This is a genomic window from Balneolaceae bacterium (genome assembly GCA_034521495.1).
Taxonomy (GTDB): domain Bacteria; phylum Bacteroidota; class Rhodothermia; order Balneolales; family Balneolaceae; genus Rhodohalobacter.
This window is the reverse complement of record JAXHMK010000009.1, coordinates 628,999-653,647: the sequence shown is the minus strand read 5'-3', so window position 1 is coordinate 653,647 and position 24,649 is coordinate 628,999. Positions and strand designations below refer to the sequence as shown.

Sequence of the window (24,649 nt, the reverse complement as noted above, 5' to 3'; positions counted from 1 at the left end):
TGCTTCTCCGTTTTAGGCTTCTGCTTCAGCAAGAATTCGTTTTCCTTTCTCCTGAGCCTGCTCAATCGTACCCACAAGGTGGAATGCATTTTCAGGGAGATCGTCCATTTCACCGTCCAGAATCATGTTAAATCCTTTAATGGTTTCCTCAATTTTTACATACTCACCAGTTTGACCGGTAAACTGTTCAGCTACAAAGAATGGCTGGCTCAGGAATCGCTGAATCCGACGTGCACGCGACACAACCAGTTTATCTTCATCTGAGAGCTCATCCATACCAAGAATGGCAATAATATCCTGCAAATCTTTGTATTTCTGTAGAATTTCTTTCACTTCCTGGGCACACTTGTAGTGAGCTTCTCCCACAACTTTAGGGTCCAAAATTCGGGATGTAGAATCCAGCGGATCCACAGCGGGATAGATACCAATTTGTGTCAATGCCCGGCTCAATACAGTTGTTGCATCCAGGTGAGAAAATGTTGTAGCAGGTGCGGGGTCAGTAAGATCATCGGCAGGTACATATATCGCCTGTACTGATGTAATTGACCCGTTCTTTGTTGATGTAATACGCTCTTGCAGATCACCCATCTCGGTAGCCAGCGTTGGCTGGTAACCAACAGCCGAAGGCATACGTCCCAGAAGTGCAGATACCTCGGAACCAGCCTGGGTAAATCGGAAAATGTTATCTATAAAAAGAAGAATATCACGAGATACCTCATCCCGGAAATACTCTGCTACTGTTAACCCGGAAAGTGCTACACGTGCACGTGCTCCCGGCGGCTCATTCATCTGGCCAAATACAAGTGTTGCCTGGGATGTATTTAAAACATCGTGATCTACTTTGGAGAGATCCCATTCGCCCTCTTCCATCGATTTCTTAAATTCGTCGCCATAGTTGATAACCCCTGATTCAATAAATTCACGAAGAAGGTCATTTCCTTCACGGGTTCGCTCTCCAACGCCGGCAAATACAGACAAACCACCGTGTTGCTTCGCAATATTGTTAATCAACTCCTGGATCAATACGGTTTTACCTACACCGGCACCTCCAAATAACCCAATTTTACCCCCTTTGGCATATGGGCAGAGAAGGTCAATTACCTTAATACCGGTTTCAAGCATTTCACTGCTGGTGGCTAAATCTTCAAAAGCCGGTGCATCACGATGGATGGGATAAGATCGTTTTCCCTCCGGCGCTTCAATTCCATCAATGGCTTCACCTACAACATTAAAAAGACGGCCTCGAATATCTTCGCCAACCGGCATTGAGATAGAATCTTCGGTATCGATAACTTCAGTATCTCGTACCAGTCCATCGGTAGAATCCATTGCAATAGTTCGCACCCTGTCTTCACCCAGATGTTGTGCTACCTCCAGGTAAAGTTTTGATCCGTCTTCTCTTTCTATATACAGGGCATTTAAAATTTGGGGGAGTTGACCGTGGTCGAAATCAACGTCGACAACCGGTCCAATAACTTGTGCTACGGTTCCTTTATTCATTCAATTAGTCGTTTTTGGCTAATCAGCCGGGATAGATTATTTCGAATTTCTTGAGTTTTATGTCACGAAATACGTTACTCATGACAGCTTGAAAAGTTACCTCTTTCTATTTCAAAAATCAAAAAGTTTGGCTTGATTTTTATCCAACATCTTCTGAAAAAACGAGTACTAATAAACGCTGGCGTTTTGCTTTATTCTGGTTGCCATTCGCAGCAGAACCAACTTTAATCCGGATTATACAGGTAAGAATATAAAATAGAAGTTAGGTGAATGATATCGTTTCATATATCGACTATCGAATATAGCTCAAATTTGAATATTGCAGCAAAAGCCTTTGAAATTTTCCCATGCACTGCATTCACAACCAAATTTCTTGATGAATAAAACGGGTTTAATGGATGAGGTACGGCTCAAAAGAGATGGAGGAGAAGTTACCCCGAAATTGATACTTTATAATATATAAAGTAAATAATATCAATAATTTGTAAAATTTTAAAAGTGGAAACTGAAAATAATTGGTATAGGTAGGCCTTGAATAGTTGGCGGGTAAAAGGACAACGATTGAACCGTGAAATGAATCCTTTCATACCGGTGAGTAGCGAATTTTAAAGTTTTTGGGCGATATGGACCATTGAAAGGATTCCACGGTGAACTCGTGTCCGCCGCCAAGTATTCACAGCCTTGATTTTTTCGTTCTTTTGTATCAAGACAAAAGAACAAGCATGTGCAACAAATTTACATCATAAAAATGGGGTAAGTCCTCAGATGGAGATCTCAAAATCTCTTCTGCATAAAAGGACAGTAAACCTGTTCGATTAATAAATGCGGACTATTGCGCTCCTCTCCTATGTAAAATGGGAAGAGTAGCGACTTTCATTGACTACATTTGATAAATTATGAATCGAACTCAGGCAGATACGAAAGAATGAAGATCTTCCCTGTTGTCAGTCGATATTACTACAAAGCACAACCTTAACTCGGGAACGTGTAAAGTAACACTCAGATATTCTCAGTCATCATTAGCAAAAAGACGATCAAACCTCTATATTTAAAACTGTTTTATTTACAGAATTTAGCTTCATTAAAAGCTGATTTTCGAGCGAATTCAAACATTTAAAAATCAAAGGTATAATTGGAAACTGAAGCTACTGCACGGTCGGTAAGTATTGATCTACTTTTAACGTTTGATGAGAAGGGTACACTGAGTTATTCGGATGCGAATAAACTTGAGCCCAGAGAACGAGCACAAGTGCGAGAGTATGTGCAGAATATTCTGAGAAGGAGAAGTTACCTCGATTTTATCATCAATGAATTTTCGAGTATTACCGTAGAGGATATGAAACCTCTGCTTAAAAATATTTTGCGGCTGGGTTTGTATGAACTGGTGTTTATGAGCGGTACTCCCGATTACGCATCCATCAACGAGGCAGTTGATATTGCCAAGTACAATTTGGGGTCTAAATCAGGCGACCTGGTGAATGCAATTCTCAGAAATATTCAGCGCGATATCGACAATCTGCCAAAACCTGCTTTTAAAGACAGAACAAAACTTGTGGCAACTACTTTTTCACATCCCGAGTGGATGGTAAAACGGTGGGTAAAACGATTTGGCGAACGCGAAGCTTTCCAGTTAATGCAGGCCAATAATCAGCGCCCCCACTACTATGTTCGTGTGAATAACCTGCGCACCAAGACAGAGAATTTTAAATTGCGAATGGAGAAGCTGGACATTGAATATAAGGAGAGCGACTGGCTTCCCGGTTATTTTAAAGTGGAATCCGTTGCACCCTTTATCGCCAAGGATTTGATTAAGAAAGGAATCTGCCTTGTGCAGGATATTGCCGCTGGCTTTGCTCCCACCATTGTTGAACCGATGCCCGGAGAAAATATTTTTGATATCTGTGCAGCACCCGGCACAAAAACCATTGTAATGGCTGATATGATGGAAGCTGAAGGATCCATCACGGCTATTGACATCAACTCAGACAGGCTTGAACTACTCGCCAGAAGCGCAATGGACTATCATGCTGAAAATATAAAAATACGAAGAGCGGATGCCAGGGATCTGGATCTCAGACTGGCTGATGGGGTCCTGCTTGATGCACCGTGTACAGGAACAGGCGTTTTGAGTAAACGTGCCGATCTCCGCTGGAAACGAACAGAACAAGATCTGGAAGATTGCATCAAACTTCAGGAAGAGTTATTGGATGAAGCGGCCAACCATGTAAAACGAGACGGGCGTTTGATCTACAGTACATGCTCTATCGAACCGGAGGAGAACTGGGAGCAGATCCAGAAGTTCCTCGACAATTATGATAATTTTGAGCTCGAACCACTCGATGACTTTCTGCCGGAAAGCGTTTTGGCTGAAGACGGCTTAGCTTATCAAACACTGCCGCATGTCCACAATTGCGACGGACATTTTGGCGTTCGGTTAGTTCGGGTAAAATAATTTTTTAAAACCGCCGAGGGCGCAGGGGTACGCTGAGAATAATCTTAGCGTATCTCTGCGCTCTTTGCGGTTAAACAATAAATGATTTATGAGCAAAACACAGGATATACCAAAACAATACGATCCTTCCACCACAGAAGAAAAGTGGTACGACTATTGGGAAGAGAACGGCTATTTCCATTCTGAACCGGATGACCGCGAATCGTTTGCGGTTGTGATTCCGCCTCCGAATGTTACCGGTGTTCTGCACATGGGGCACATGCTCAATAACACTATCCAGGATGTTCTGGTGCGCCGTGCACGTATGCTTGGTAAAAATACCTGCTGGGTTCCCGGCACCGATCACGCCTCGATTGCAACGGAAGCAAAAGTTGTACAAAAGCTTCGGAAAGAAGGCATTACAAAACGAGATTTAACCCGCAATGAATTTCTGAATCATGCATGGGAATGGACTGAGGAACACGGGGGCATTATCCTTCAGCAGCTTCGTAAACTTGGTGCCTCCTGCGACTGGAAACGAACTCGCTTTACGCTTGAAGATGAGCTCTATGATACAGTTATCGACTGTTTTATTGATCTCTATGAGCGCGGCTATATCTATCGAGGACTCCGAATGGTAAACTGGGATCCCGCTGCTCAAACTGCTCTGAGTGATGAAGAGGTAATTCACAAAGAGGTGCAGTCCAAGTTTTATCATGTAAAATATCCAATTAAAGATTCGAATGAATATGTAACCATCGCAACAACCCGCCCCGAAACCATTTTGGCGGATACGGCTGTTTGTGTAAATCCTGATGATGAGCGATACCAGGATCTGATTGGTAAAACGGTGATTATCCCGATAGTTAATCGTGAAGTGAAAGTAATTGCCGATGAATATGTTGATCCCGAATTCGGGACTGGCTGCCTTAAAATCACTCCTGCACATGATGAGAACGATTATGAGATTGGGCAAAAGCATGATCTGGAAATTATCGACATGCTCAACCCCGACGGAACACTTTCTGATGATGCCGAACACTACATCGGCAAAGATCGGTTTGAGGCTCGAAAATTAATCACGTACGACTTAGAAAAAGCGGGACTTTTGGTAAAGGTCGAAGAGATGGCGAACAAAGTCGGTTATTCAGAAAGAACTGATTCTGTTATTGAACCGCGATTGTCTCTTCAGTGGTTTTGCAAAATGGATGAGCTGAGTAAACCTGCTCTCGAAAATGTGATGAACGATGAAGTTCAGTTTCATCCGGCGAAGTTCAAAAACAGCTACAAACACTGGATGGAAAACATTCGTGACTGGTGCATTTCGCGTCAGTTGTGGTGGGGACATCAGATTCCGGCCTGGTATTTTGGACAAGGTGAAGAGGATTATGTAATCGCCAAAACCAAAGAAGAAGCTCTCGAAAAAGCGCAAAAGAAATCAGGAGAAGAGTTGACGATTGAAGATCTCCGCCAGGACGAAGATGTTTTGGATACCTGGTTCTCCTCGTGGCTCTGGCCGATGTCTGTTTTTGATCCCGATTTTATCAAAAACAAAGAGCCCAACAAAGAATTAGAATACTATTATCCTACTCAGGATTTAGTAACCGCCCCCGAAATAATGTTTTTCTGGGTTGCCCGGATGATTATGGCCGGGTATGCCTTTGCCGGTGAAAAACCGTTCAGCAATGTCTATTATCACGGAATCGTTCGCGACGAGAAACGGCGTAAGATGTCGAAATCTTTAGGGAATTCACCTGATCCACTGGAACTGATTGACCAGTATGGGGCTGACGGAACCCGTGTTGGCATGCTCTTCGCCTCTCCTGCCGGGAATGACCTGTTGTTTGATATTGCACTTTGTGAGCAAGGGCGAAATTTCTCCAATAAAATATGGAACGCCTACCGGTTTCTCACCATGAATATGGAGGAGGATGAGACCTACACGCCAACAACCGAAATAGATCCAGAGAATCTGGCAGACAAATGGATGATGGGCCGCATTCAAACGACGCTGGAAGAGATGGAGGACGATTTTTCCAAGTACCGGTTGAATGAAGCTCTTAAAAAAATCTACTCACTCGTGTGGGATGATTTTTGTGATTGGTACATCGAGGTTTGTAAAGCAGACCAGCCCGGAGAAAACATGCCGAAAGAAAACCTGGAACGAGCACTCGGTTTCTTTCGAAATGTTGATGAAAATGCTTCACCCATTCACACCGTTCATTACAGAAGAGATTTGGCAGAGAATCCAGGATCGGTCTGAAGAGGAAGCATTGACCATCAGTTCGTGGCCTGAAATGACCGGAGAAACCTTTGACGATTCTATCACACTCTTTAAAACCGTTCAAGCCCAAATTTCGGCCATTCGGAATATCCAGGCAGAAATGAATCTCTCGCCAAAAGCTGAGCTGATAATTATCATCAAACCAAAAGATGAGAAACTGTCTGAGAAGCTGGCTACTGCCGAATGGATCTTCAAAAAACTCCTGGCTGTAGAGTCGATCACTTTTGATGTTCATGCAGAAAAACCGGAAGCATCTGCTGCATCTGTTGTAAGCGGATCGGAAATCTATATTCCCCTAAAAGGTTTAATTGATCTTGAAAAAGAACGAGAACGCATTCAAAAAGAGATCAACCGGCTGGAAGGATTTCTTAAAAGTGTTGAGAAAAAACTGGCTAATGAGCAGTTTGTAGAAAACGCGCCGGATGCTGTAGTAGAAAAAGAGAGGCAGAAAAAGGCGGATACGCATTCGAATTTGGAGAAACTGCGAAAGCAGTTGGAGGAATTTGAGGCCTAAAGAGATAAAAATTCACGGAAATTGTCGCGATTGACGCCCTTTACGGTTGCATTGTAATTTTTGACAAATGTTTTTGGAAACCGAATTTTTCTTTTAGGACTCCATTTGAACTCAAAGCCGAAAATATTTCCGTCCAACTCTTCTACATAATCTACCTCTTGCTGCTGTTTCGTTCTCCAAAAATATCTGTTGGAACGAATTTTATAGTAACTATGCAGTTTTAGCCGTTCACTAATTAGAAAATTTTCCCAGAGTGCACCTATATCCTGACGATTTTCTATTGGGTGAAATGCATTTATAACTGCATTTCTCACTCCATTATCATAAAAGTATATCTTTCTGTTCCTCTTTATTTCATTACGCAGGTTTCTGCTAAAAGACGGTAAACTGAATAGTACATATGCCTTCTCAAGAATGTCTATATAGTTGCTAACCGTTTTAGGATCTAATCCAACTAAATCTCCCACTTCCTTATAAACCACTTCTTGCCCCACCTGATATGCAATAGCTTGTACAAGTTTCTGGATCTTTTCGGGTTTACGAATGCCCGCATAATTTAGAATATCTTTGTACAGATAACTATCAACCAGTTCACTTAAAATATCTTCAGGTTCCCTGGGATGATTCAAAACATCCGGATAAAAGCCATAAATCAGCCTGTTTTCAAAATCTTGTTCAGCTTTCATGAAACCATTATGATTTTCCCACTCATTCCAGCTAATCGGATAAAGCTGATAGGTCCATTTCCTGCCGGTTAAAGGCTCTTGCATATTTTCTCCTAACTCAAAAGCTGATGAGCCGCTCAGGATTAATTGTTTCTCCGGAAACTGATCCACGATTATTTTTGAAGTTAAACCTATGTTTGAAATACGTTGTGCTTCATCAATAAAAACCACTGTAAATTGACCAATTATTTGCCTTATTCGCTCCGTATTCGGGTTATCAAGCTGGTCCCTCACTGTTGGATCGTCCCCATCCAAAAAAAGATATTTTTCACCCAAATCCTTAAGAATCTCTTTTATCAAGGTAGTTTTCCCAACCTGCCTGGGACCAATGAGTAGTATTGCTTTCCCTCCAAATAATCTTTTTTCAATTTCCGGATATAAATTCCTGTCTATCATATTCTTGGCATCCATTATTTTTCCCTAAAAAATTGCTTTACAGGAATATAATCTTTTATAGTTATAACTAAAAAGGAATACAATCCATTAAAGTTATAACTTTACAGGAATTGAAGAATTTGAGTTTAATTCATCTGAAAAGACTGGAAGATAACTCCGTTAATGAATAATTCGTGAATAACTCGCCAGATGCCGCTGCTGAAAAAAGAAAGACTGAAAAAGAAGATGTGCAAACGAACCTGGAAAAATTACGAAAAAAGTTGATTGAATTTTAAAATAACCACTCTTTGAAGGAATACATTCAGTGGCTATAATTAAATTTTGAAAGCTTTATCCATTGTCTATCATTAATCTGCCACGCTTCAATGATCTAATAACCCATTGAAGGTGGCGCAGGGATATCTGTAATCAGTCTATCGACTTCAAGTATTTAAAAAAGTCGCTGTCAGTGGAGAGAAAAATAGATGTATTCCCGTCAAATGATGTCTCATATGCTTCCATCGCCTTGATGAAATCATAGAGTTCACGAGTGGATGTATTCCGGTTATATGCCTCATTATAGATCGATGCTGCCTCCGCATCTCCGCGACCCCGGATTTCCCTTGCCTGCCGGAATGCCTCAGACTGTATTTCAAGAAGCTCTCGTTCTTTTTCCCCTTCAATTCGGGATGCTTCTCCCTGTCCCTCCGAACGAAAGAGATCGGCAATTTTATTCCTCTCACTAATCATACGGTCATAAACAGTTTGCCGGACATCTTCTACATAGTTAATCCGTTTGAAACGGAAATCGAGAACTTCAATACCCAAATCGGTTGTCCGCTCGTTTGCCAATTCCAGTACGATATCCTGGATAGCGCTTCGTCCTACATCAATCGTTTCCAGAGAATCTTCTAACACTTCATAAACTTCCCCTTCTACATCGGGTTCCCTGTTGGATGTACGGACTAATTCTAATAAATCGTGAGAAGCTACTGCGTTTCGTGTTTCTCCGTCCAGGATATCATCCAGTCTGGATTGTGCACCGCGCTCATCCCGCATTCGCTGGAAAAACTGCAACGGATCGGTAATATGCCACCTTGCATAGGAATCAACAAATATAAATTTCTTGTCTTTAGTGGGCACCTGATTTTGATCGCCATCCCACTCCAGGAATCTTTTATCAAATCGGTTAACTTTTTGAATAAAAGGAATTTTCATTTTTAGTCCCGGGTCAACTACAGCCTCCCCCACTGGTGCACCAAATTGCGTAATGATAACCTGTTCTGTTTCATCCACGGAATAAAATCCGTCAAACATCACCAGGAACAGTGCGAGAAATAATGCTATGATAATTATCTGTTTCTTTTTCATAATTCTCTCTTATTCGTTATTTGAATTATCATTCTCATTTTGGTTTAACCTATTGATACCATCCATTTGCATCTGCAATAAAGGCAATACATTTGCACCATCCTGATCTGTAATTACCTTATTGCTAATTTTCGGGAGTAGCTCTTGCATGGTTTCATAATAGATTCTCCGCTTTGTAACCTGTGGTGCACGCACATACTCTGTATAAAGATCATTGAAGGCTGCAACTTCACCCAGTGCTCTATTTGTCCGGTTCGTAGCATACCCTTCTGCCTGTTGAATAGTCCGTTCTGCCTCTCCCCTTGCTCTCGGAATCACACGGTTATAATCAGATCGGGCTTTGTTTATCAATGTTTCACGCTGCTGTTGAGCCTCGTTAACTGCATTAAAGGAAGGCTTCACCGGGTCCGGAGGATTGATATCCTGTAACACTACCTGTTCAATCTGCATACCTGTTTCGTACTCAGTATTCATTTCCTGCAGAATTGCCTGAACACGTGCAGCAACAGAGGCCCGCCCTATTGTTAATACTTCATTTACTGTTCGGTTTCCCACAACCTCCCGCATGGCCGCTTCCGACATATCACGAAGGGTATTATCAGGGTTGCGAACTTTGAACAGGTATCTATATGGATCGGATATCCGGTATTGTACTACCCACTCTACATCTGCCAGGTTCAGGTCTCCCGTCAGCATTAACGATTCACCGCCATACCCGGCTTTCTGGTATTGTGATTGAACACCCGATTCAACAGTGCGATAACCAAATTCCTGCTTCAGTTGCCGCTCTACAGGTACAATTTTTACTGTTTCTGCAAGTGGTATTTTAAAATTCAGTCCCGGTTCAGCTATTCGCTGGTATTCTCCAAACCGCTGTATAACACCAACCTCCTCGGGTTCTACTGTGTAAAATGATAAAAAAGAGAAAATTGCCACTATAATGACAATTGCAATTAGTTTAAAATTTCCCAGTAATTTTTGTACCTGGGGCGGGATGTCTGTCCCCTTAAGAGGATTATTAAATTCGTCCATAATTTTATTTTCGTGTTTTTAATGATTCTGCCAAAGTGATTTGCCTATTTCTCTTTGAATTATCTGCACGCTACTTCGTGTCTCTAAGAACACTACTGAGTTTTCTTACAAACACGCTTTAGAGGCCGGGAGCATAATAATCACTTCTTGATATCTCGCTTATTTACAAACACCGTAAATCGGAAGTGAAGATTAATGTATCCATGCAACATAAGGAAAGTATGGGGATTTGTTGGAATTCAATTTGGAGAGATATTGATCACAAAGAGATATCAAATAAATAAGGAAATAGGGAAAAATAGTTGAGAACTGCTTTCGATTTAAAGAGCAAGTTTTGACGTTTTTAGAACCAGGATGATTAAGTAATAGTCTTATGTATTGAGTCAATATTAGCTCTTTTAGAAGGCTTTGCAAAACACTGACCGTCATCCTGAACTTGATTCAGGATCTCCAGATAATGGCTGTAAAGACGAATGGAGAATCTGAATCGAGTTCAGATTGACCGATAACCACGGTTTAGAAACTTCGCGGTTTTATTATAACAGAGATAATCTATTCACTCCATGGTGGAACAATCTCATTCATTCTTGCATAAGCAATCGATTGCCCCACATGTTCACTCATGTGATTTAACATAAACATCAGAACTTGTTCTCCTTTCATCGTTCGTCCATACATTTCAAACGTATTCCCCAAAGTGGATTGCGGTAATCCTTCAACAGCCGAAGAGACAAAATCAATAGATTCTGAGAGTGCCTCGATAACACTTTGTTTATCATTTGAGTCTATGGATTCCAGGTTGAGTCCCTCCGGACTTGAAACACCTATAGCCCCCAACATACCATAATTAGCCTGTGCAATATGCAAATATATTTCACCTGTTGAGCTTACTCCTTCCATGGGACGCCAGGAATATTTATCTGCAGGCATTGCTTCTGCAAGTTGTAATACTCTTGAAGCATATGAAAACTGTTGATCAAAAAAACCTTTAACATCATTCTGAGCATGTAACGGCAGTGCAATTAAGATTAAAAGCAGAAAACTGAATGTACAGCTAATAATTTTTTTCATAGTGTATTGTTTTAATTGTTAGATAGAATCCGCAATATGGCAAACTGTTTATTGACTTACAAAAACCTCAAGCTGCATTTTCATATTTAAAAAAAAACGGGATAACTTCACTTTTTAAGTGCTAAACATTCTTTATAATTAAACACGCATTGCAAATTCATTATTGGTAAAATGAGTTTGTTTGAAAACAAAATATACAACAGGAGTTAATTTAAGATGAGTTCAAGCACATTTTGGAGAACCGTTATTTCTGGATTAATTGCAACTTTTGTGATGACGATGGTCTCCTTTTTACAGGGAGGAATTGGGCTGCCGGCAATCGACATCGGTCATATTTTAAAAGAAACATTCAATTACGTTCATGGGGTTGAGGTCTACAGCCTTATTTGGGGAAATGCAGCTTTTAATATTGGCGGAATATTAATGGCCCTGGCATGGGTAGCTTTTCTTCAGAAACGGATTCCCGGAAACTGGTTTATACAGGGAATTATTCTGGGGATTTTAATATCCCTTTTTACCGGATTGGTAATCTCTCCTTTGTTTGCAAGAGCCGCCGGTGAATCATTTGGAATCTTTTATTTGAATACCTGGATTCCCGGATTAATTATCCTGGCTGGAATGGTGATGCATATCAGTTACGGTTTAACCCTGACATTATGCCTGAAAATTGCCGGCGTTGATAACGAAAATCTATGATAATCACATAAAAACACGATTGTTGATTCGGTGTTTAACAGTTATTTTATAGTTAAATTAAAGCTATTCAATAATCTAAATCGTTTTTATGGGTCAAGTTACAAGAGTAACATTTAATAATAAGATCAGCAGAGATTTTAGCAAGACGGTAAAATCAAGAGTCAATCAATATTTTGAAGATAACAATCTCTCCAGGCATGCCAACTTCGAGATGGTATCGAAGACCGTTATTCTTTTGACACTCTATTTTGGTGCCTATGCTATGATTTTATCCGGTCAGTTTTCCCTTGGGGTGATGTGGTTTCTTTCAGTCGTTATGGGAATAGGAATGGCCGGAATTGGCTTTTCCATTTCACACGATGCCCTTCACGGTGCATACTCTTCAAATTCCACCATAAATAAACTGCTTGGTTATACTTTCGACCTAATGGGTGCCAACGGATATATCTGGAAAATAACGCATAACATCATCCACCACACCTATACAAACATTCACGGGCATGATGAGGATCTGGAAGTTGCTGAATTCATACGGCTCTCTCCGCATTCAGAATATAAACCTGTTCACCGGGTTCAACACATATTGGCGTTTTTTGCTTATAGTTTTGCAACTTTCTTCTGGGTATTTATTAAAGATTACAGATATTTTTTCAAAGAAAACCTCGGGCCGTATGAAAATAAATCACATCCCGTAAGTGAATGGATTACCCTAATTGTTACTAAAATTCTTTATTACTCATATACACTTGTAATTCCTTACCTGGTTCTCGATATAACGATACTTCAACTTTTTATTGGATTTGCATCTCTTCATCTCACAGCGGGGTTGATCCTGGGAATTATTTTTCAACTGGCACATGTGGTTGAAGAAACCGACCATCCCGAGCCGAATGAAGAGAACATGATTGATGAACATTGGGCCATACATGAAATGGTAACTACCAATAATTTTGCCAGGGATAACAAACTGTTATCATGGTATATTGGAGGGCTAAATTTTCAAATTGAACACCATCTCTTTCCAAAAGTTTGCAGTATTCACTACCCGGAGATTAGCAAAATAGTTGAAAAAACGGCAAACGAGTTTGATATCCCATACAATCACCATGAGACCTTCCGCGAGGCCGTGGCTTCTCATTACCGAACACTTAAAAAATTTGGTGATCCCAATTTTGAATACTCTCATGCCCGGACATAATTTTTGAAGTACTAACCCTTTTAAGAGAGATTCTGGAACTTCTATAGATAGCGCATCCAATTTTTAAACAGATTTTTGGCAGCGTACACACTTTAAATTTATCTAATCTTAAAATATTCAGTACATTTAGGTAATATCATCCAGACAATATCTCCGATAATATAACCCATCGCGATGGAAAGAACGCCAATTCTTACCATTCTGTGCCTCCTTGGCTTGCTTATTGCATGGCTTCCGGAAAAACTGCCGGCCCAAAATCAACTCAACAGAATTTCTGTGCATGAGCGAAGTGATGGCAAAGGTTATGTATTTCGGTATCATCTCTCAGAAGCAGTTGACTCGTTTGCTGTCTCCCAGCCGGCACCGGATCTCATCCAGGTTATGCTCTATTCTCCAAACTTAGATACTCTTGATTTTATCCATCCCGATCAATCACCGGCATATAATCATATCGACTATCATAAAAATACGGAAGGGTTTGGATTCGATATTTTTCTGGATAAAGAGATGTTTGTAAAGACTGCTGCTTATCCCGATCGTAACAGCAATGACATGTTGGTTGCGCTTGAATACACAACTGAAGATGAAATCACCAAAATTACAGATGAAACGGATTTTATCTATTGGCACGATTTTAAAGAGAGGCAAACCACAGAGTTTATGCGTGGAGAAGATGAGGCGACTGTGCCAATTCGAGACGGCAGAGAATTTAACACTATTGTGATTGATGCGGGGCACGGAGGCCATGATCCCGGATCAATGAACCGGCGGCTTGGGCTTCAAGAAAAAGATATTGCACTTGAGGTAGCATTTCGGGTTGGTAACTATATCAAAGAACACATTCCGGATATGGAGGTTATCTACACGCGCGAAGACGATACCTTTGTACCATTAGACAAACGCGGACTCATCGCAACACGGGCAAAGGCCGACCTTTTTCTGTCCATTCATTTAAATGCCGTGAATGATTCAAGGGCCTACGGCTCGGAAGTTTTCTTCCTGGGAATGCACCGAAGTGAATCGGCACTGGAGATTATGAAACGCGAAAACAGCGTGGTGAATCTTGAAGAAAATGGCGGACAAGAGCAGCTCAGCGAAGAGGAACTGTTGATATACGAACTTGCCAATGCCGGGAACATTGCAGTAAGCGAACGAATTGCAGCCATGATCGAAAATCAGTTTCGGAATCGGGCACAACGACGTTCCAGAGGGGTTAAGCAAGCCGGATTGATGGTATTATGGCATGCATCCACACCCGCCATCCTTGTTGAACTTGGGTTTCTTTCCAATCCCAATGAAGCCCGATATATGAACAGTGAATACGGCCAGACAATTTTGGCTTCAGCCATTTTTCGGGCGATCCGGAATTTCAAAGCAGAATACGACAGAAGTATTGATCAAGCCAGTACAGCCAGTAATGAGTAATTCTCCGCTTATCATAGGTGTAGCCGGCGGGAGCGGTTCAGGAAAAACCACGGTTGTCAGCAATATTGTGAAGAGTATCGGTGAAGATAATGTTTTACTCATAGAACACGACTCCTACTATCGTGACCTGAGCCACCTACCGTTGGAAGAGCGCAAGAAACAGAATTTTGATCACCCATCTGCGCTCGAAACAGAACTTATGATCCGCCACCTCGATGCGCTGAAGCAAGGGTATAAAATTGATATTCCGGTATATGATTTTGTAGCCCATACAAGAACTGACAAGAGCATCACCGCATCACCCAAAAAAATTATTCTCATTGACGGTATTCTGATTTTTAGCGAGCCGAATCTAAGGGACCGTATGGATATAAAAATTTTTGTTGATACAGATGATGATGTTCGCCTTTTGCGCCGGTTGAAACGCGATATTTCTGAACGGGGCCGGGACCTTGATGGCGTTTTACATCAGTATGAAAAGTTTGTGCGGCCCATGCACCTGGAATTTGTGGAACCGAGTAAGCGCTATTCAGATATCATTATTCCAAGAGGCGGAGAAAACCGGGTAGCCTTGCAGATGGTTAATGCACTCATCAAAGACAGGTTGAGCAGGCATTAATTTCTCTCTACGATTGAATTAATTTTTCAAATTCTTCCATTCCGTTCCAGATCAGGTTTTTTCTGCTTTTTAAAGATTCTCTATCGCCCATCCAGTTCAAAATCTGCCTTGCATTTCCTCCCGTTATATATATTTTTGGGTTTTCTGTGATGGTTCTGTACTGATCAATAAATCCCTGAATAGCCATCAAGAATCCTCCATTCACTCCCCATCCAATACACTCAATCGTTGATTTACCGGGCCATTCTTGAGGGATAGAGTCCGGTGCTTCTGGAAGTTCAGGGAGACGATTTTTCATTGAATGTTTAATGATCTGTAATCCGGGCATGATAATTCCGCCTATAAACACACCTTCCTTTGTCATTAGATCCACAGTACAGGCGCTTCCGGCATCAACTACAATCACATCTTCATTATTTGATTCTTTCCAGGCGGCCAGGCAGACTAAAAACCGGTCCAAACCAAGGGTCTCCGTAGTTTTGTAATCTATCATTTTCGGTGGAATATCTGAGGTACTACGCTCCACAATAAACCGTTCAGTCAACGAAGATTTTAACTTTTTAGAAATATCTTTCCGAACTGAAGAGAGGATAATCTTTTGATCTATTTTTTTTGAATCTAAAAATTTAACGAGTTCATCAAACCGGTTAATTTTTCCGTCAAATAGTATCTGCCAGTCATCCCCGTTTCGCTCTGCAAGTTTCACGAAAGAGTTTCCAATATCAAGATAAAGTGGTTTCATTTTATTAGTTTTCAGCGGAGTGAGCGTTCAAGAAGAAGAACAATAACATAGTAAATAAATTTGGATTCATTGATTCATTAAATGGACAAAATAACTTAGTTGTTGTTCTTTTACTCATGCTACTGAGCAATAAAAACATGATAATTTTAAAATTTGACTATGAATTTAACAGGAAAAAACGCCATTGTAACTGGTGCAAGCAGCGGAATTGGTATCTCATTCAGTAAAAAATTGATTGCGAAAGGTGCCAGGGTATACGGACTTGCACGAAGATTGAATAAACTTAATGAAGTTCGAGAACACCTTGGCGAATCTTTTATTCCCGTAAAAATGGATATTACCAAACCCAATGACATTCAGCAGTGGGTAAAAGAAACGTTTTCGGAAGATACTTTACCTCACGTTCTTATTAATAACGCAGGCCTCGGTATTTTTGGTAATGTGGAAAAACTTTCCATTGAGGATTGGAACACTATGGTTGAGACAAATCTGAATGGCGTTTTCTACCTGACACACGAACTGGTTCCATATATGAAAGATTCTGAGGAATACAATCATATCATTAACATCTCATCTATTGCCGGTTTACTCGGAAATCCTCAGCTTTCCGGATACAACGCTACAAAATATGGAGTTCGGGGTTTTAGTGAAGCGTTATTTAAAGAGCTCAGGTATCATAATATTAAAGTAACCGCCATGTTTCCGGGTTCAATATCAACCCATTTTTTCGATAGAGTTGGCAATGAAACGCATTCCAATATGCTTCAACCTGATGATGTTGCCGATACATTAATCCACCTGCTGGAAACACCCGATAATTTCCTGGTAAATGAAATTACACTTCGGCCATTGAATCCAAAAAATCCGAACGAGAAGTGAGAAAACTGTTCATTCTACTCATCCTGTCGATGACATTTTGGAGTTGTAGTTCTGAGTCGTCTCCCCGGATGAACTGATTGATGAGCAAACCTACCAGCAAATGTTTATGGAGTTTGCCATCATCAACCAGTTAGATCAACAGATATTAGAGGAGAGATCGCCGGAAGAACTGAGACAGTTGGTCTACAAACATTATAATGTTACAGAAGAGGAGTTCAGAATTTCTCACGAATATTATGAACAGCAGGTTGATGAACAGTTGGAACGAGTCAAAGAGATGTCGAAAATTTTACGGGCAGAACGCGACTCGCTGGTTACCATTGAACGGGAATACAATCAGATAACATCACCGGAACAAGCAGACAGTCTCCGTCAAGTCTTGCGCAACAACCGGTAGATCTCGCCGGACGGATCGCTTTCAACGTAATTCTCACGAACCATAAATGAGAGTACTTTATTTGTTTTATCCCGCTTCCATTGAACAAGTTTTGAGATTTCACTTAAAGATTTTTCGTCTTTTTCCAGTATTTTGGCAACACTTTGCACATCTTCAGAGCTCACAAGATTCCGTACTACCTTTTCCGATTTACAATTATCACAGTTTCCGCATGGTTCGCAATCTGTTTCTCCAAAATAATGCCTCAAAAACAATTCTCTGCACACATCCGTGGAAGCATACCGGGCCATATACTCAATTTTTTTCAATAAGATATCCCGGTAATTGTAGGCCCGTTCAGTATCAATTCTAAGTTTTTGTACACGTGCCTCTTTAATCTGGATAAGCTTAGCCTCTTCCTGCCATTTAAATTTTAAAATCTGATCGTGTTCGGCAAAAACCCGTAACGCTTTATAAAGATGGTTAGACGTTGTTTCTAACTTTTGAGTTAGATATTCCAGTTCCTGGTACTGAATTTCTGAAAATACATGAGGACCAAATTGCCTAAATAATTTATCCAAAAAGTCTCCCTTTTCAGGCTCCGACTCATCAATAAATTCCAGTAGATAATCACTGTTTACTATGAATTGAACTCCTACCCGGGGTTCCCTCAGATCAATTTGGATCAAGTGGTCCAGGCGCTGCAATAAATTGATAGAATTTGAAATCTGCGAGACCGAGAGTTTCGTTCTCCTTGAAATCTTGTCGAGATGAATCTCTTCGGGTGCCTCATGCTCACTGCCTACCGCTACGTCCAACTCATCACAAAGGCCGTCATACACTTTCTGAAGCGTTTCCGAATCGGGATAATTCTGTTCCACACGACTCTTCAGGTACTGTACATCACTCTCTTTATAGATTAAAATCGGGTAACTAATCTCCCCGTCCCGTCCCGCGCGTCCAGCTTCCTGGTAATAGGCTTCGAGTGAAAATGGAATTGTATAATGGATTACATACCGGCAATCTGCCTTGTCTATCCCCATTCCAAATGCATTGGTTGCAACTACCAGCGATATTTCGCCGTCAATCCAATCATTCTGAATCTTATTTCGGACATCTGTATCCAAACCTGCATGGTAGGGCTTTGTTTTAATTCCATTTTTGCTAAAATATTTTGCCCATTCTTCGCACTCTCTCCGGGTTGATGCGTACACAATCCCGCTCCCCAGGCCAGCAGCTTTTTTTACGGATTTCTTAAGCATTGATCTTTTCTTTTCTGTTTTAGCAACCCACCAATGCAGATTTTCTCGTTTAAACCCACCGGTGATTACAGCCGGATCATCAAACTCAAGGTTATCAAGAATATCATTTTTTACCTCGGGGGTGGCAGTGGCCGTCAAAGCGATCCAGCGTGTTGATTCTGGCAGATCTTCAAACTCAGTTCGAATATCTCTGTAAGAGGGACGAAAATCGTGTCCCCATTCTGATATACAGTGTGCTTCGTCAATGGCCACAAGCTCAATATTCAGTTTGGGCTGTTCTGCCTTCCATAACTCTGTTGATAATCGCTCCGGGGCGATGTAGATCAGTTTATACATCCCGTTCCGGGCATTTACCAACCGCTGTTCTACCTCGTACGATGAGATTGTACTGTTCAGAAAGGTTGCGCGAATTCCGGCTTGATTAAGCTGTTGTACCTGGTCTTGCATCAACGCAATAAGCGGAGAGATGACAACCGTCAATCCACCCTGTATAACCGCCGGAACCTGGTAGCAGAGTGATTTCCCTCCACCTGTAGGAAACAAAACAAGAGTATCGTTTCCTTCTAAAACTGATCGAATAGCCTCTTCCTGTCCGCTCCTGAATGTAGAAAATCCCCAATAGGTTTTTAATGCATCCCGTGCTTTTTCTATTGTGATTTCTTCCGGCAAAATCAGGTTCTTTAATTTTGAAACTTTACCAACTGGCGGCCCAACGATTCGGGGCATCCGGTTAGCGAACATTACAAAACCCAATCTGATTTTAAAAGTTTACACCTACACCAATTTTTAAATGCAGCAAATTGGTTGCAGACTGGGTTACATCATAAGTAACCCTGCCATTATCCGTACTAATTGATCCTTTCTGTAAATATTCAGCTTCGCGTCCAAACATATATCGCCCGCGCAGATTCATATACACTGAAGAGGGTTCAATGTCATCCGGTGCTTGTGTTACTTCATCACGTTTTTGCCACAGTCGGATCTGTAACCCGGCCCCAAAACCATAACTGAGTGCCGTATCTTCAAAATTAGTATCACTGAGCTTCTCTTCATCATCAAAAAAATTATCCCGGTCGCGTATAACCGTTTCTGTAAAGAAGTAGTTAAAGCCAAAAAGTCCGTCAACATATGGCCGGATCGTTGAAGGTGGTGCAATTAATCGGAGCAGTAAATCTCCATGAACGAGGTTATAGCTATTTTCAACTTCCACTCTTACATCTGGAATATTTTTACTTAAGGCTTCTTCACGGGTATCTGTTCCGAAATTCATAAATCCAAACTCCAATCCCAGCATTACCGGTGAGTTTGGCAACCTGTATCCGCCCATTACATTTATTCCGCCACCAATGTGATCAGACTGCTGCCGAAAATCACCCTGTGGAATTCCGACTCCGAAATCAAAAGCAGCTTGAAGTTCCTGGGAATATATTGAACCTGAAAAGCCAATAAATAGAAATACTGTAAGTATTAAAATTCTCTTCATAAAGATTTTTTCACCGTTAGTTTTAAATTATCAGACGAAAACTTTCTCTACTATTTGATTGTAACGTCTCATTTAAAAGTTATACGACAGGCTGGTTTTCAGAGTTTCTTCTAAAAGTAAAAAAAGCCCTGAAAAAACAGGACTTGAAGAACCAATTTTATATCAAAGGTCAATTATCAAATAGAATTTCCAGACGGCTCTACATTAACAAATAGCCGCTCAGATCACTAAGGCAGGCACTCTTGCAGTGACTTATCAAAAGTAATCTAAATAACAGCCTTCAGATAATCTTTTCTCATCTCGGCTATCGCTGCAATACTAATTCCTACCGGACAAACCGCTTCACATTCAGCGTGGTTTGAACAATCACCAAACCCTTCTTTCTCCATCTGTTCAACCATTGCGATGGTACGTTTTTCTCGTTCAGGTTGACCTTGGGGAAGCATATTCAAATGACCCAACTTGGCACCTGTAAACAGAGATGCAGATGAATTCGGACAAGCAGCCACGCACGCACCACAACCTATGCAGGTAGCAAAATCAAACGATTCATTTACTGTATCCTGGGCGATTGGAATAAGATTTGCTTCCGGCGCCGACCCTGTTTTGACAGATACATAACCGCCCGCTTCAATAATTCGGTCGAAGGCGGAACGATCGACGACTAAATCTTTAATCACCGGAAATGATGCTGCTCTTGGAGGTTCAATGACAATTGTATCGCCATCATTGTAATTTCTCATATGGAGTTGGCAGACAGCCGTCTTGTGTTTCGGACCGTGTGCCCGGCCATTAATTACGAGATTGCACGATCCGCAAATTCCTTCACGGCAGTCGTAATCAAACTCAATTGGTTCTACATCGTCCATCATCAGTTTTTCGTTGAGAACATCCAGCATTTCAAGGAAAGACATATGTTCGTTAACCTCGTCGAGAGTATAGTCCTCAAAACGACCGGAATCATTCGCATTTTTTTGTCTCCAAACTTTGAGATGTATCGTCATCAAATCTGCCATATTGCCTTAGTTATAGGGGCGCTAAAAATTAAATCAAATAATATTATTTAAACTTTCAGCGGCGTTAAAATCAATTCAATTTATTTTCAGTCGTTGGTTAAAAACTAAAATTTTCTTGTCTGTCTGTTTCTTTGAGAGATCGAGATTATTTATAGCTTCTTTGCTTCAGTTCCACGAATTCAAACTCAAGGTTTTCTTTATGAAGCTTGGTGTTGAGTTTTCCGTTCACACCCAGGTATTCCCACGCAGAGACGTATGAATATTCCTCGTCATTTCGAATAGCTTCACCCTCTTCGCTTTGATATTCATCCCGAAGATGGCAACCGCAGGATTCTTCCCGATCGAGAGCATCAATCGCCATCAGCTCGGCCAGTTCAAAATAATCTGCCACTCTAAGGGCAAATTCAAGATACTTATTGTAGTAAGTCATCTCTCCGGGCACCCGAACATTGGTCCAAAATTCTTCGCGCAATTCCCGAATCTCTTCAATTGCCTTTTCAAGCCCTTCCTCACTCCGGGAAATACCGACTTTATCCCACATGATCTTACCGAGTTCCCGGTGAAATTCAATAATGGTCTTATCACCTTGAATGGAGAGTAATTTTTTGAGCTGCGCTTCTGACGTTTCGGCTGCTTCTGAAAACGCCTCATGATCCGTAGAGAGATCATCGGTTTTATGTTCTGCCAGGTAGTTTCCAATAGTATAGGGTATGATAAAGTATCCATCAGAAAGTCCCTGCATCAATGCACTTGCACCAAGCCGGTTGGCACCGTGATCAGAAAAATTCGCTTCACCGGCTACAAAAAGTCCGGGAACATTACTCATCAGGTTGTAATCAACCCAAAGGCCGCCCATTGTATAGTGAACTGCCGGGAAAATCTTCATAGGCACCTCGTATGGATCTTCGTCCATGATATTCTCATACATATCGAACAGATTTCCATACTTCGCACGAATGGTTTCGATACCATCTCGTTTGATAGCATCTCTGAAATCGAGGTAAACAGCTTTACCGGTTTCACCGACACCCATGCCGTCATCCGTCACAAGCTTTGCATTTCTGGATGCAACATCACGCGGTACCAGATTGCCAAAACTTGGGTATTTCTCTTCTAAATAGTAATACCGTTCATCTTCCGGGATTTCGTTTGGTGGGCGTTCATCTCCTTTTTTCTTCGGAACCCATACACGTCCATCATTCCTCAAACTTTCACTCATAAGTGTCAGTTTAGACTGATAATCACCGGATACCGGAATACAGGTTGGATGAATCTGAACGTAGCAAGGATTTGCAAATGCCGCTCCTCGTTTATGACAACGCCACGCGGCCGTTACATTTGAGTTTTTTGCATTTGTGGAGAGATAAAAAACATTGCCGTAACCACCTGTACAAAGTACAACAGCATCAGCTTCAAATTTGTTGATATCCCCTTTAACCAAGTCGCGGGTAATAATTCCTCTCGCCCGGCCATCAACTGTAACCAGGTCCAGCATTTCATGCCTTGGATAGTACTCAATTTTCCCTGAGTGTATTTCTTTCATCATGGCCTGATAGGCACCCAAAAGAAGCTGCTGTCCCGTCTGTCCTCGTGCATAAAATGTTCGGGAAACCTGTGCTCCACCAAAAGATCGATTGTCCAGAAGTCCACCATATTCCCGGGCAAATGGAACTCCCTGGGCTACAGCCTGATCTATTATTTCGTTCGAATTTTGGGCAAGGCGATACACATTAGATTCACGGCTTCGGTAGTCACCGCCTTTAATAGTATCATAGAATAGCCGCCAAACACTGTCTCCGTCATTCGGATAGTTTTTCGCTGCATTAATTCCACCCTGTGCCGCAATACTGTGAGCTCTGCGGGCTGAATCCTGAATACAAAATGATTTTACATTATATCCAAGTTCCGCCAGGCTCGCAGCTGCTGATGCACCCGCAAGACCCGTTCCAACAACAATGATATTGTACTTCCGCTTATTGTTTGGAGCTACAAGTTTAATATCCTGCAGATGGTTTGTCCATTTTTCTTCTAAGGGACCCGAAGGTACTTTTGAATCTAACTTCATAATAGGTTTTATATGATCGTTACAATCTTTCTTTTAATTACAACTAATAAGAGCTGCCTCACATCCTCCGCCAAAATAGATATATAGCGGAATGAACAGAAATCCTATAGCAAGTACAACCGCCAATATAGCTCCTGCTGAATAAACAATAGCTGACGTTTTTTTACTACGCATAGTAAGCGAAACAAATGCACTCCAGATACCATGCCCAAGATGAGTGCCAAGTAAAATCATTACAATAGTATACCCGAAAGTGTAAAGAGCACTATTTGCAAATGTATTAATTACTAATGTCTTTAGATCATGATATTGCTCCCCTGCAATAGTAATAGTTTCAGTATCGCCAAGGGCAAAGGTTTGAATATGAATGACAAGGAATACAAGCAGAACTACACCGGTAAAAGCCATGCTTCGCGAGCTGAGACTCTGTTTGCTTGGACCACCTTTACTGCTGTAAACTTTGTATTTTTGCGGACGTGCTTTCTTCTTATTCCACCAGATAGATATTCCGATCCAGGCATGAAGAATCAGCGCAATCAACAACCCAATTCTGGCAACCCATAAAAGCGGGCCAAAACCATGTAGGAATTTTGAGTACTCGTTCATTGCATTGGGGTCTCCAAAAATAGCCAGGTTACCCATTAGGTGAAAAATGATAAAAAAGACGAGCAGAAGTCCGGTAATCCCTGTTAAAAATTTTCGGCCAACTTGCGATTTCAACGCGTCAGATAGAGATGGCATAGGTTAATTTGTTTAAATGTCTGAAGATTTTTTAAATCGATATAATAACAAGATGAACAATATTTCAGTTCCAAAACTATAACTTTAAATTCGCTTGTTTTGCCATAAAAGGCAAGATAATGATCGGGAAAATCCATTTCGAGCTTATTAAGAAATGGTCTAAATTGTTGATGTTCATTCACCTTCAAAATCATTGTATGTGAAAACCGTAGTCTCAAATTTCAGTTCAGAATATCGAATAAAAAGTTCCAGATTTTTAGGATATCTATCTCCAGCCACAACGGATACAGATATTGAAAAGCAACTTGAAGCTGTAAAACATGAACATCGCACAGCAACCCACCACTGCTATGCATATTTGATAAACCCCAATGAGCCTGTTGAGTTCTATTCTGATGATGGTGAACCAAATGGAACGGCCGGACTCCCAATTCTAAACACCCTCAAGTCTTACAACCTGATGAATGTAATTCTAATTGTGGTTCGGTATTATGGAGGCACCAAGCTTGGGAAGGCGGGATTGATAGATGCTTATAAAATTTCAGCTAAGAGATCGGTAGAATCGGCTCGGTTAAAAACACTCATCCCGATCAAAACTTATCACTTAGAATATGATTATTCTCAGCAAGCACTTATTGAAAAATGGAAAAATACATTTTCCTGGATCGAACTTGAATCCTCATATTTTGAAACTGTGAAGATGAAAGTGGGTTGCCCTAAAGATGAAGTCAAATCCTTCGAAAAAGCCATTCAATCTATGGAACATCAACTCATTAATTTTAAAAAGATGGATGAATCATTTCACATAAAGAACTGATAAACTCCGACAGGCTTCTTACCTTCA

The 24,649-nt window shown here is 41.1% G+C and carries 21 protein-coding genes; 10 read left to right on the top strand and 11 right to left on the bottom strand.

Annotated features, from left to right (window positions below; all coding sequences use genetic code 11):
* Positions 1–12: 12 nt before the first annotated feature.
* Positions 13–1,500 carry a F0F1 ATP synthase subunit beta gene (atpD, locus tag U5K72_07915; protein MDZ7718724.1) on the bottom strand — a complete coding sequence of 496 codons (1,488 nt, stop codon included), beginning with the start codon at positions 1,498–1,500 and terminating at the stop codon, positions 13–15.
* 1,132 nt (positions 1,501–2,632) lie between these two features.
* On the opposite strand from atpD, the gene rsmB reads away from it, so the two are divergent.
* From rsmB to U5K72_07900, 3 genes are all read left to right on the top strand, one after another.
* Positions 2,633–3,952, top strand: coding sequence for a 16S rRNA (cytosine(967)-C(5))-methyltransferase RsmB (gene rsmB / locus U5K72_07910; protein MDZ7718723.1), 1,320 nt, complete (start codon positions 2,633–2,635; stop codon positions 3,950–3,952).
* An 88-nt stretch (positions 3,953–4,040) separates the two neighbouring features.
* Positions 4,041–6,194, top strand: coding sequence for a valine--tRNA ligase (locus U5K72_07905; GenBank protein MDZ7718722.1), 2,154 nt, complete (start codon positions 4,041–4,043; stop codon positions 6,192–6,194).
* The gene (locus U5K72_07900; GenBank protein ID MDZ7718721.1) at positions 6,130–6,729 is read left to right on the top strand and encodes a class I tRNA ligase family protein; all 600 of its coding nucleotides are present in this window, start codon (positions 6,130–6,132) and stop codon (positions 6,727–6,729) included. The genes U5K72_07905 and U5K72_07900 overlap by 65 nt, the downstream gene beginning before the upstream one ends.
* Here U5K72_07900 and U5K72_07895 read toward each other — a convergent pair.
* The 4 genes from U5K72_07895 to U5K72_07880 form a co-directional block, all read right to left on the bottom strand.
* Positions 6,726–7,865 (bottom strand): ATP-binding protein, encoded by a 1,140-nt coding sequence (locus U5K72_07895; protein ID MDZ7718720.1) that lies wholly within the window; start codon positions 7,863–7,865, stop codon positions 6,726–6,728. The two genes, U5K72_07900 and U5K72_07895, sit on opposite strands and share 4 nt — an antisense overlap.
* A gap of 393 nt (positions 7,866–8,258) precedes the next feature.
* Positions 8,259–9,200, bottom strand: coding sequence for a protease modulator HflC (gene hflC, locus U5K72_07890; protein ID MDZ7718719.1), 942 nt, complete (start codon positions 9,198–9,200; stop codon positions 8,259–8,261).
* A gap of 9 nt (positions 9,201–9,209) precedes the next feature.
* Positions 9,210–10,232 (bottom strand): FtsH protease activity modulator HflK, encoded by a 1,023-nt coding sequence (hflK, locus tag U5K72_07885; protein ID MDZ7718718.1) that lies wholly within the window; start codon positions 10,230–10,232, stop codon positions 9,210–9,212.
* A 552-nt stretch (positions 10,233–10,784) separates the two neighbouring features.
* A complete protein-coding gene (locus tag U5K72_07880) occupies positions 10,785–11,303 on the bottom strand; it encodes a DinB family protein (GenBank protein ID MDZ7718717.1) in 519 nt (172 codons plus the stop codon).
* A 216-nt stretch (positions 11,304–11,519) separates the two neighbouring features.
* On the opposite strand from U5K72_07880, the gene U5K72_07875 reads away from it, so the two are divergent.
* From U5K72_07875 to udk, 4 genes are all read left to right on the top strand, one after another.
* Complete coding sequence (locus U5K72_07875; protein ID MDZ7718716.1) at positions 11,520–11,999, top strand: hypothetical protein; 480 nt, start codon at positions 11,520–11,522, stop codon at positions 11,997–11,999.
* An 88-nt stretch (positions 12,000–12,087) separates the two neighbouring features.
* Positions 12,088–13,197 (top strand): acyl-CoA desaturase, encoded by a 1,110-nt coding sequence (locus tag U5K72_07870; protein ID MDZ7718715.1) that lies wholly within the window; start codon positions 12,088–12,090, stop codon positions 13,195–13,197.
* Positions 13,198–13,371: 174 nt separating this feature from the next.
* The gene (locus tag U5K72_07865) at positions 13,372–14,622 is read left to right on the top strand and encodes an N-acetylmuramoyl-L-alanine amidase (protein MDZ7718714.1); all 1,251 of its coding nucleotides are present in this window, start codon (positions 13,372–13,374) and stop codon (positions 14,620–14,622) included.
* A complete protein-coding gene (udk, locus tag U5K72_07860) occupies positions 14,615–15,241 on the top strand; it encodes a uridine kinase (protein MDZ7718713.1) in 627 nt (208 codons plus the stop codon). Before U5K72_07865 ends, udk begins: the two co-directional genes overlap by 8 nt.
* 7 nt (positions 15,242–15,248) lie before the next feature.
* On the opposite strand, the gene U5K72_07855 is transcribed toward udk, so the two are convergent.
* Positions 15,249–15,983: a type III pantothenate kinase gene (locus U5K72_07855; GenBank protein ID MDZ7718712.1), complete on the bottom strand. Its 735-nt coding sequence runs from the start codon at positions 15,981–15,983 to the stop codon at positions 15,249–15,251.
* A gap of 159 nt (positions 15,984–16,142) precedes the next feature.
* Between U5K72_07855 and U5K72_07850 the strand changes: the two genes are divergently transcribed.
* On the top strand, positions 16,143–16,862 hold the full coding sequence (locus U5K72_07850) for an SDR family NAD(P)-dependent oxidoreductase (GenBank protein ID MDZ7718711.1): 720 nt from the start codon (positions 16,143–16,145) through the stop codon (positions 16,860–16,862).
* A 73-nt stretch (positions 16,863–16,935) separates the two neighbouring features.
* Positions 16,936–17,259, top strand: a complete 324-nt coding sequence (locus U5K72_07845) for a DUF4296 domain-containing protein (GenBank protein ID MDZ7718710.1) — start codon at positions 16,936–16,938, stop codon at positions 17,257–17,259.
* Here U5K72_07845 and U5K72_07840 read toward each other — a convergent pair.
* From U5K72_07840 to U5K72_07820, 5 genes are all read right to left on the bottom strand, one after another.
* Positions 17,235–19,226, bottom strand: coding sequence for an ATP-dependent DNA helicase RecQ (locus U5K72_07840; GenBank protein MDZ7718709.1), 1,992 nt, complete (start codon positions 19,224–19,226; stop codon positions 17,235–17,237). The two genes, U5K72_07845 and U5K72_07840, sit on opposite strands and share 25 nt — an antisense overlap.
* Positions 19,227–19,260: 34 nt before the next feature.
* Positions 19,261–19,983 carry an outer membrane beta-barrel protein gene (locus tag U5K72_07835; protein ID MDZ7718708.1) on the bottom strand — a complete coding sequence of 241 codons (723 nt, stop codon included), beginning with the start codon at positions 19,981–19,983 and terminating at the stop codon, positions 19,261–19,263.
* 266 nt (positions 19,984–20,249) lie between these two features.
* Positions 20,250–20,999: a succinate dehydrogenase/fumarate reductase iron-sulfur subunit gene (locus U5K72_07830; GenBank protein ID MDZ7718707.1), complete on the bottom strand. Its 750-nt coding sequence runs from the start codon at positions 20,997–20,999 to the stop codon at positions 20,250–20,252.
* A 145-nt stretch (positions 21,000–21,144) separates the two neighbouring features.
* Positions 21,145–23,064, bottom strand: coding sequence for a fumarate reductase/succinate dehydrogenase flavoprotein subunit (locus U5K72_07825; protein MDZ7718706.1), 1,920 nt, complete (start codon positions 23,062–23,064; stop codon positions 21,145–21,147).
* 33 nt (positions 23,065–23,097) lie between these two features.
* A complete protein-coding gene (locus U5K72_07820; protein MDZ7718705.1) occupies positions 23,098–23,805 on the bottom strand; it encodes a succinate dehydrogenase cytochrome b subunit in 708 nt (235 codons plus the stop codon).
* A gap of 199 nt (positions 23,806–24,004) precedes the next feature.
* On the opposite strand from U5K72_07820, the gene U5K72_07815 reads away from it, so the two are divergent.
* On the top strand, positions 24,005–24,622 hold the full coding sequence (locus U5K72_07815; GenBank protein MDZ7718704.1) for a YigZ family protein: 618 nt from the start codon (positions 24,005–24,007) through the stop codon (positions 24,620–24,622).
* Positions 24,623–24,649: the final 27 nt, after the last annotated feature.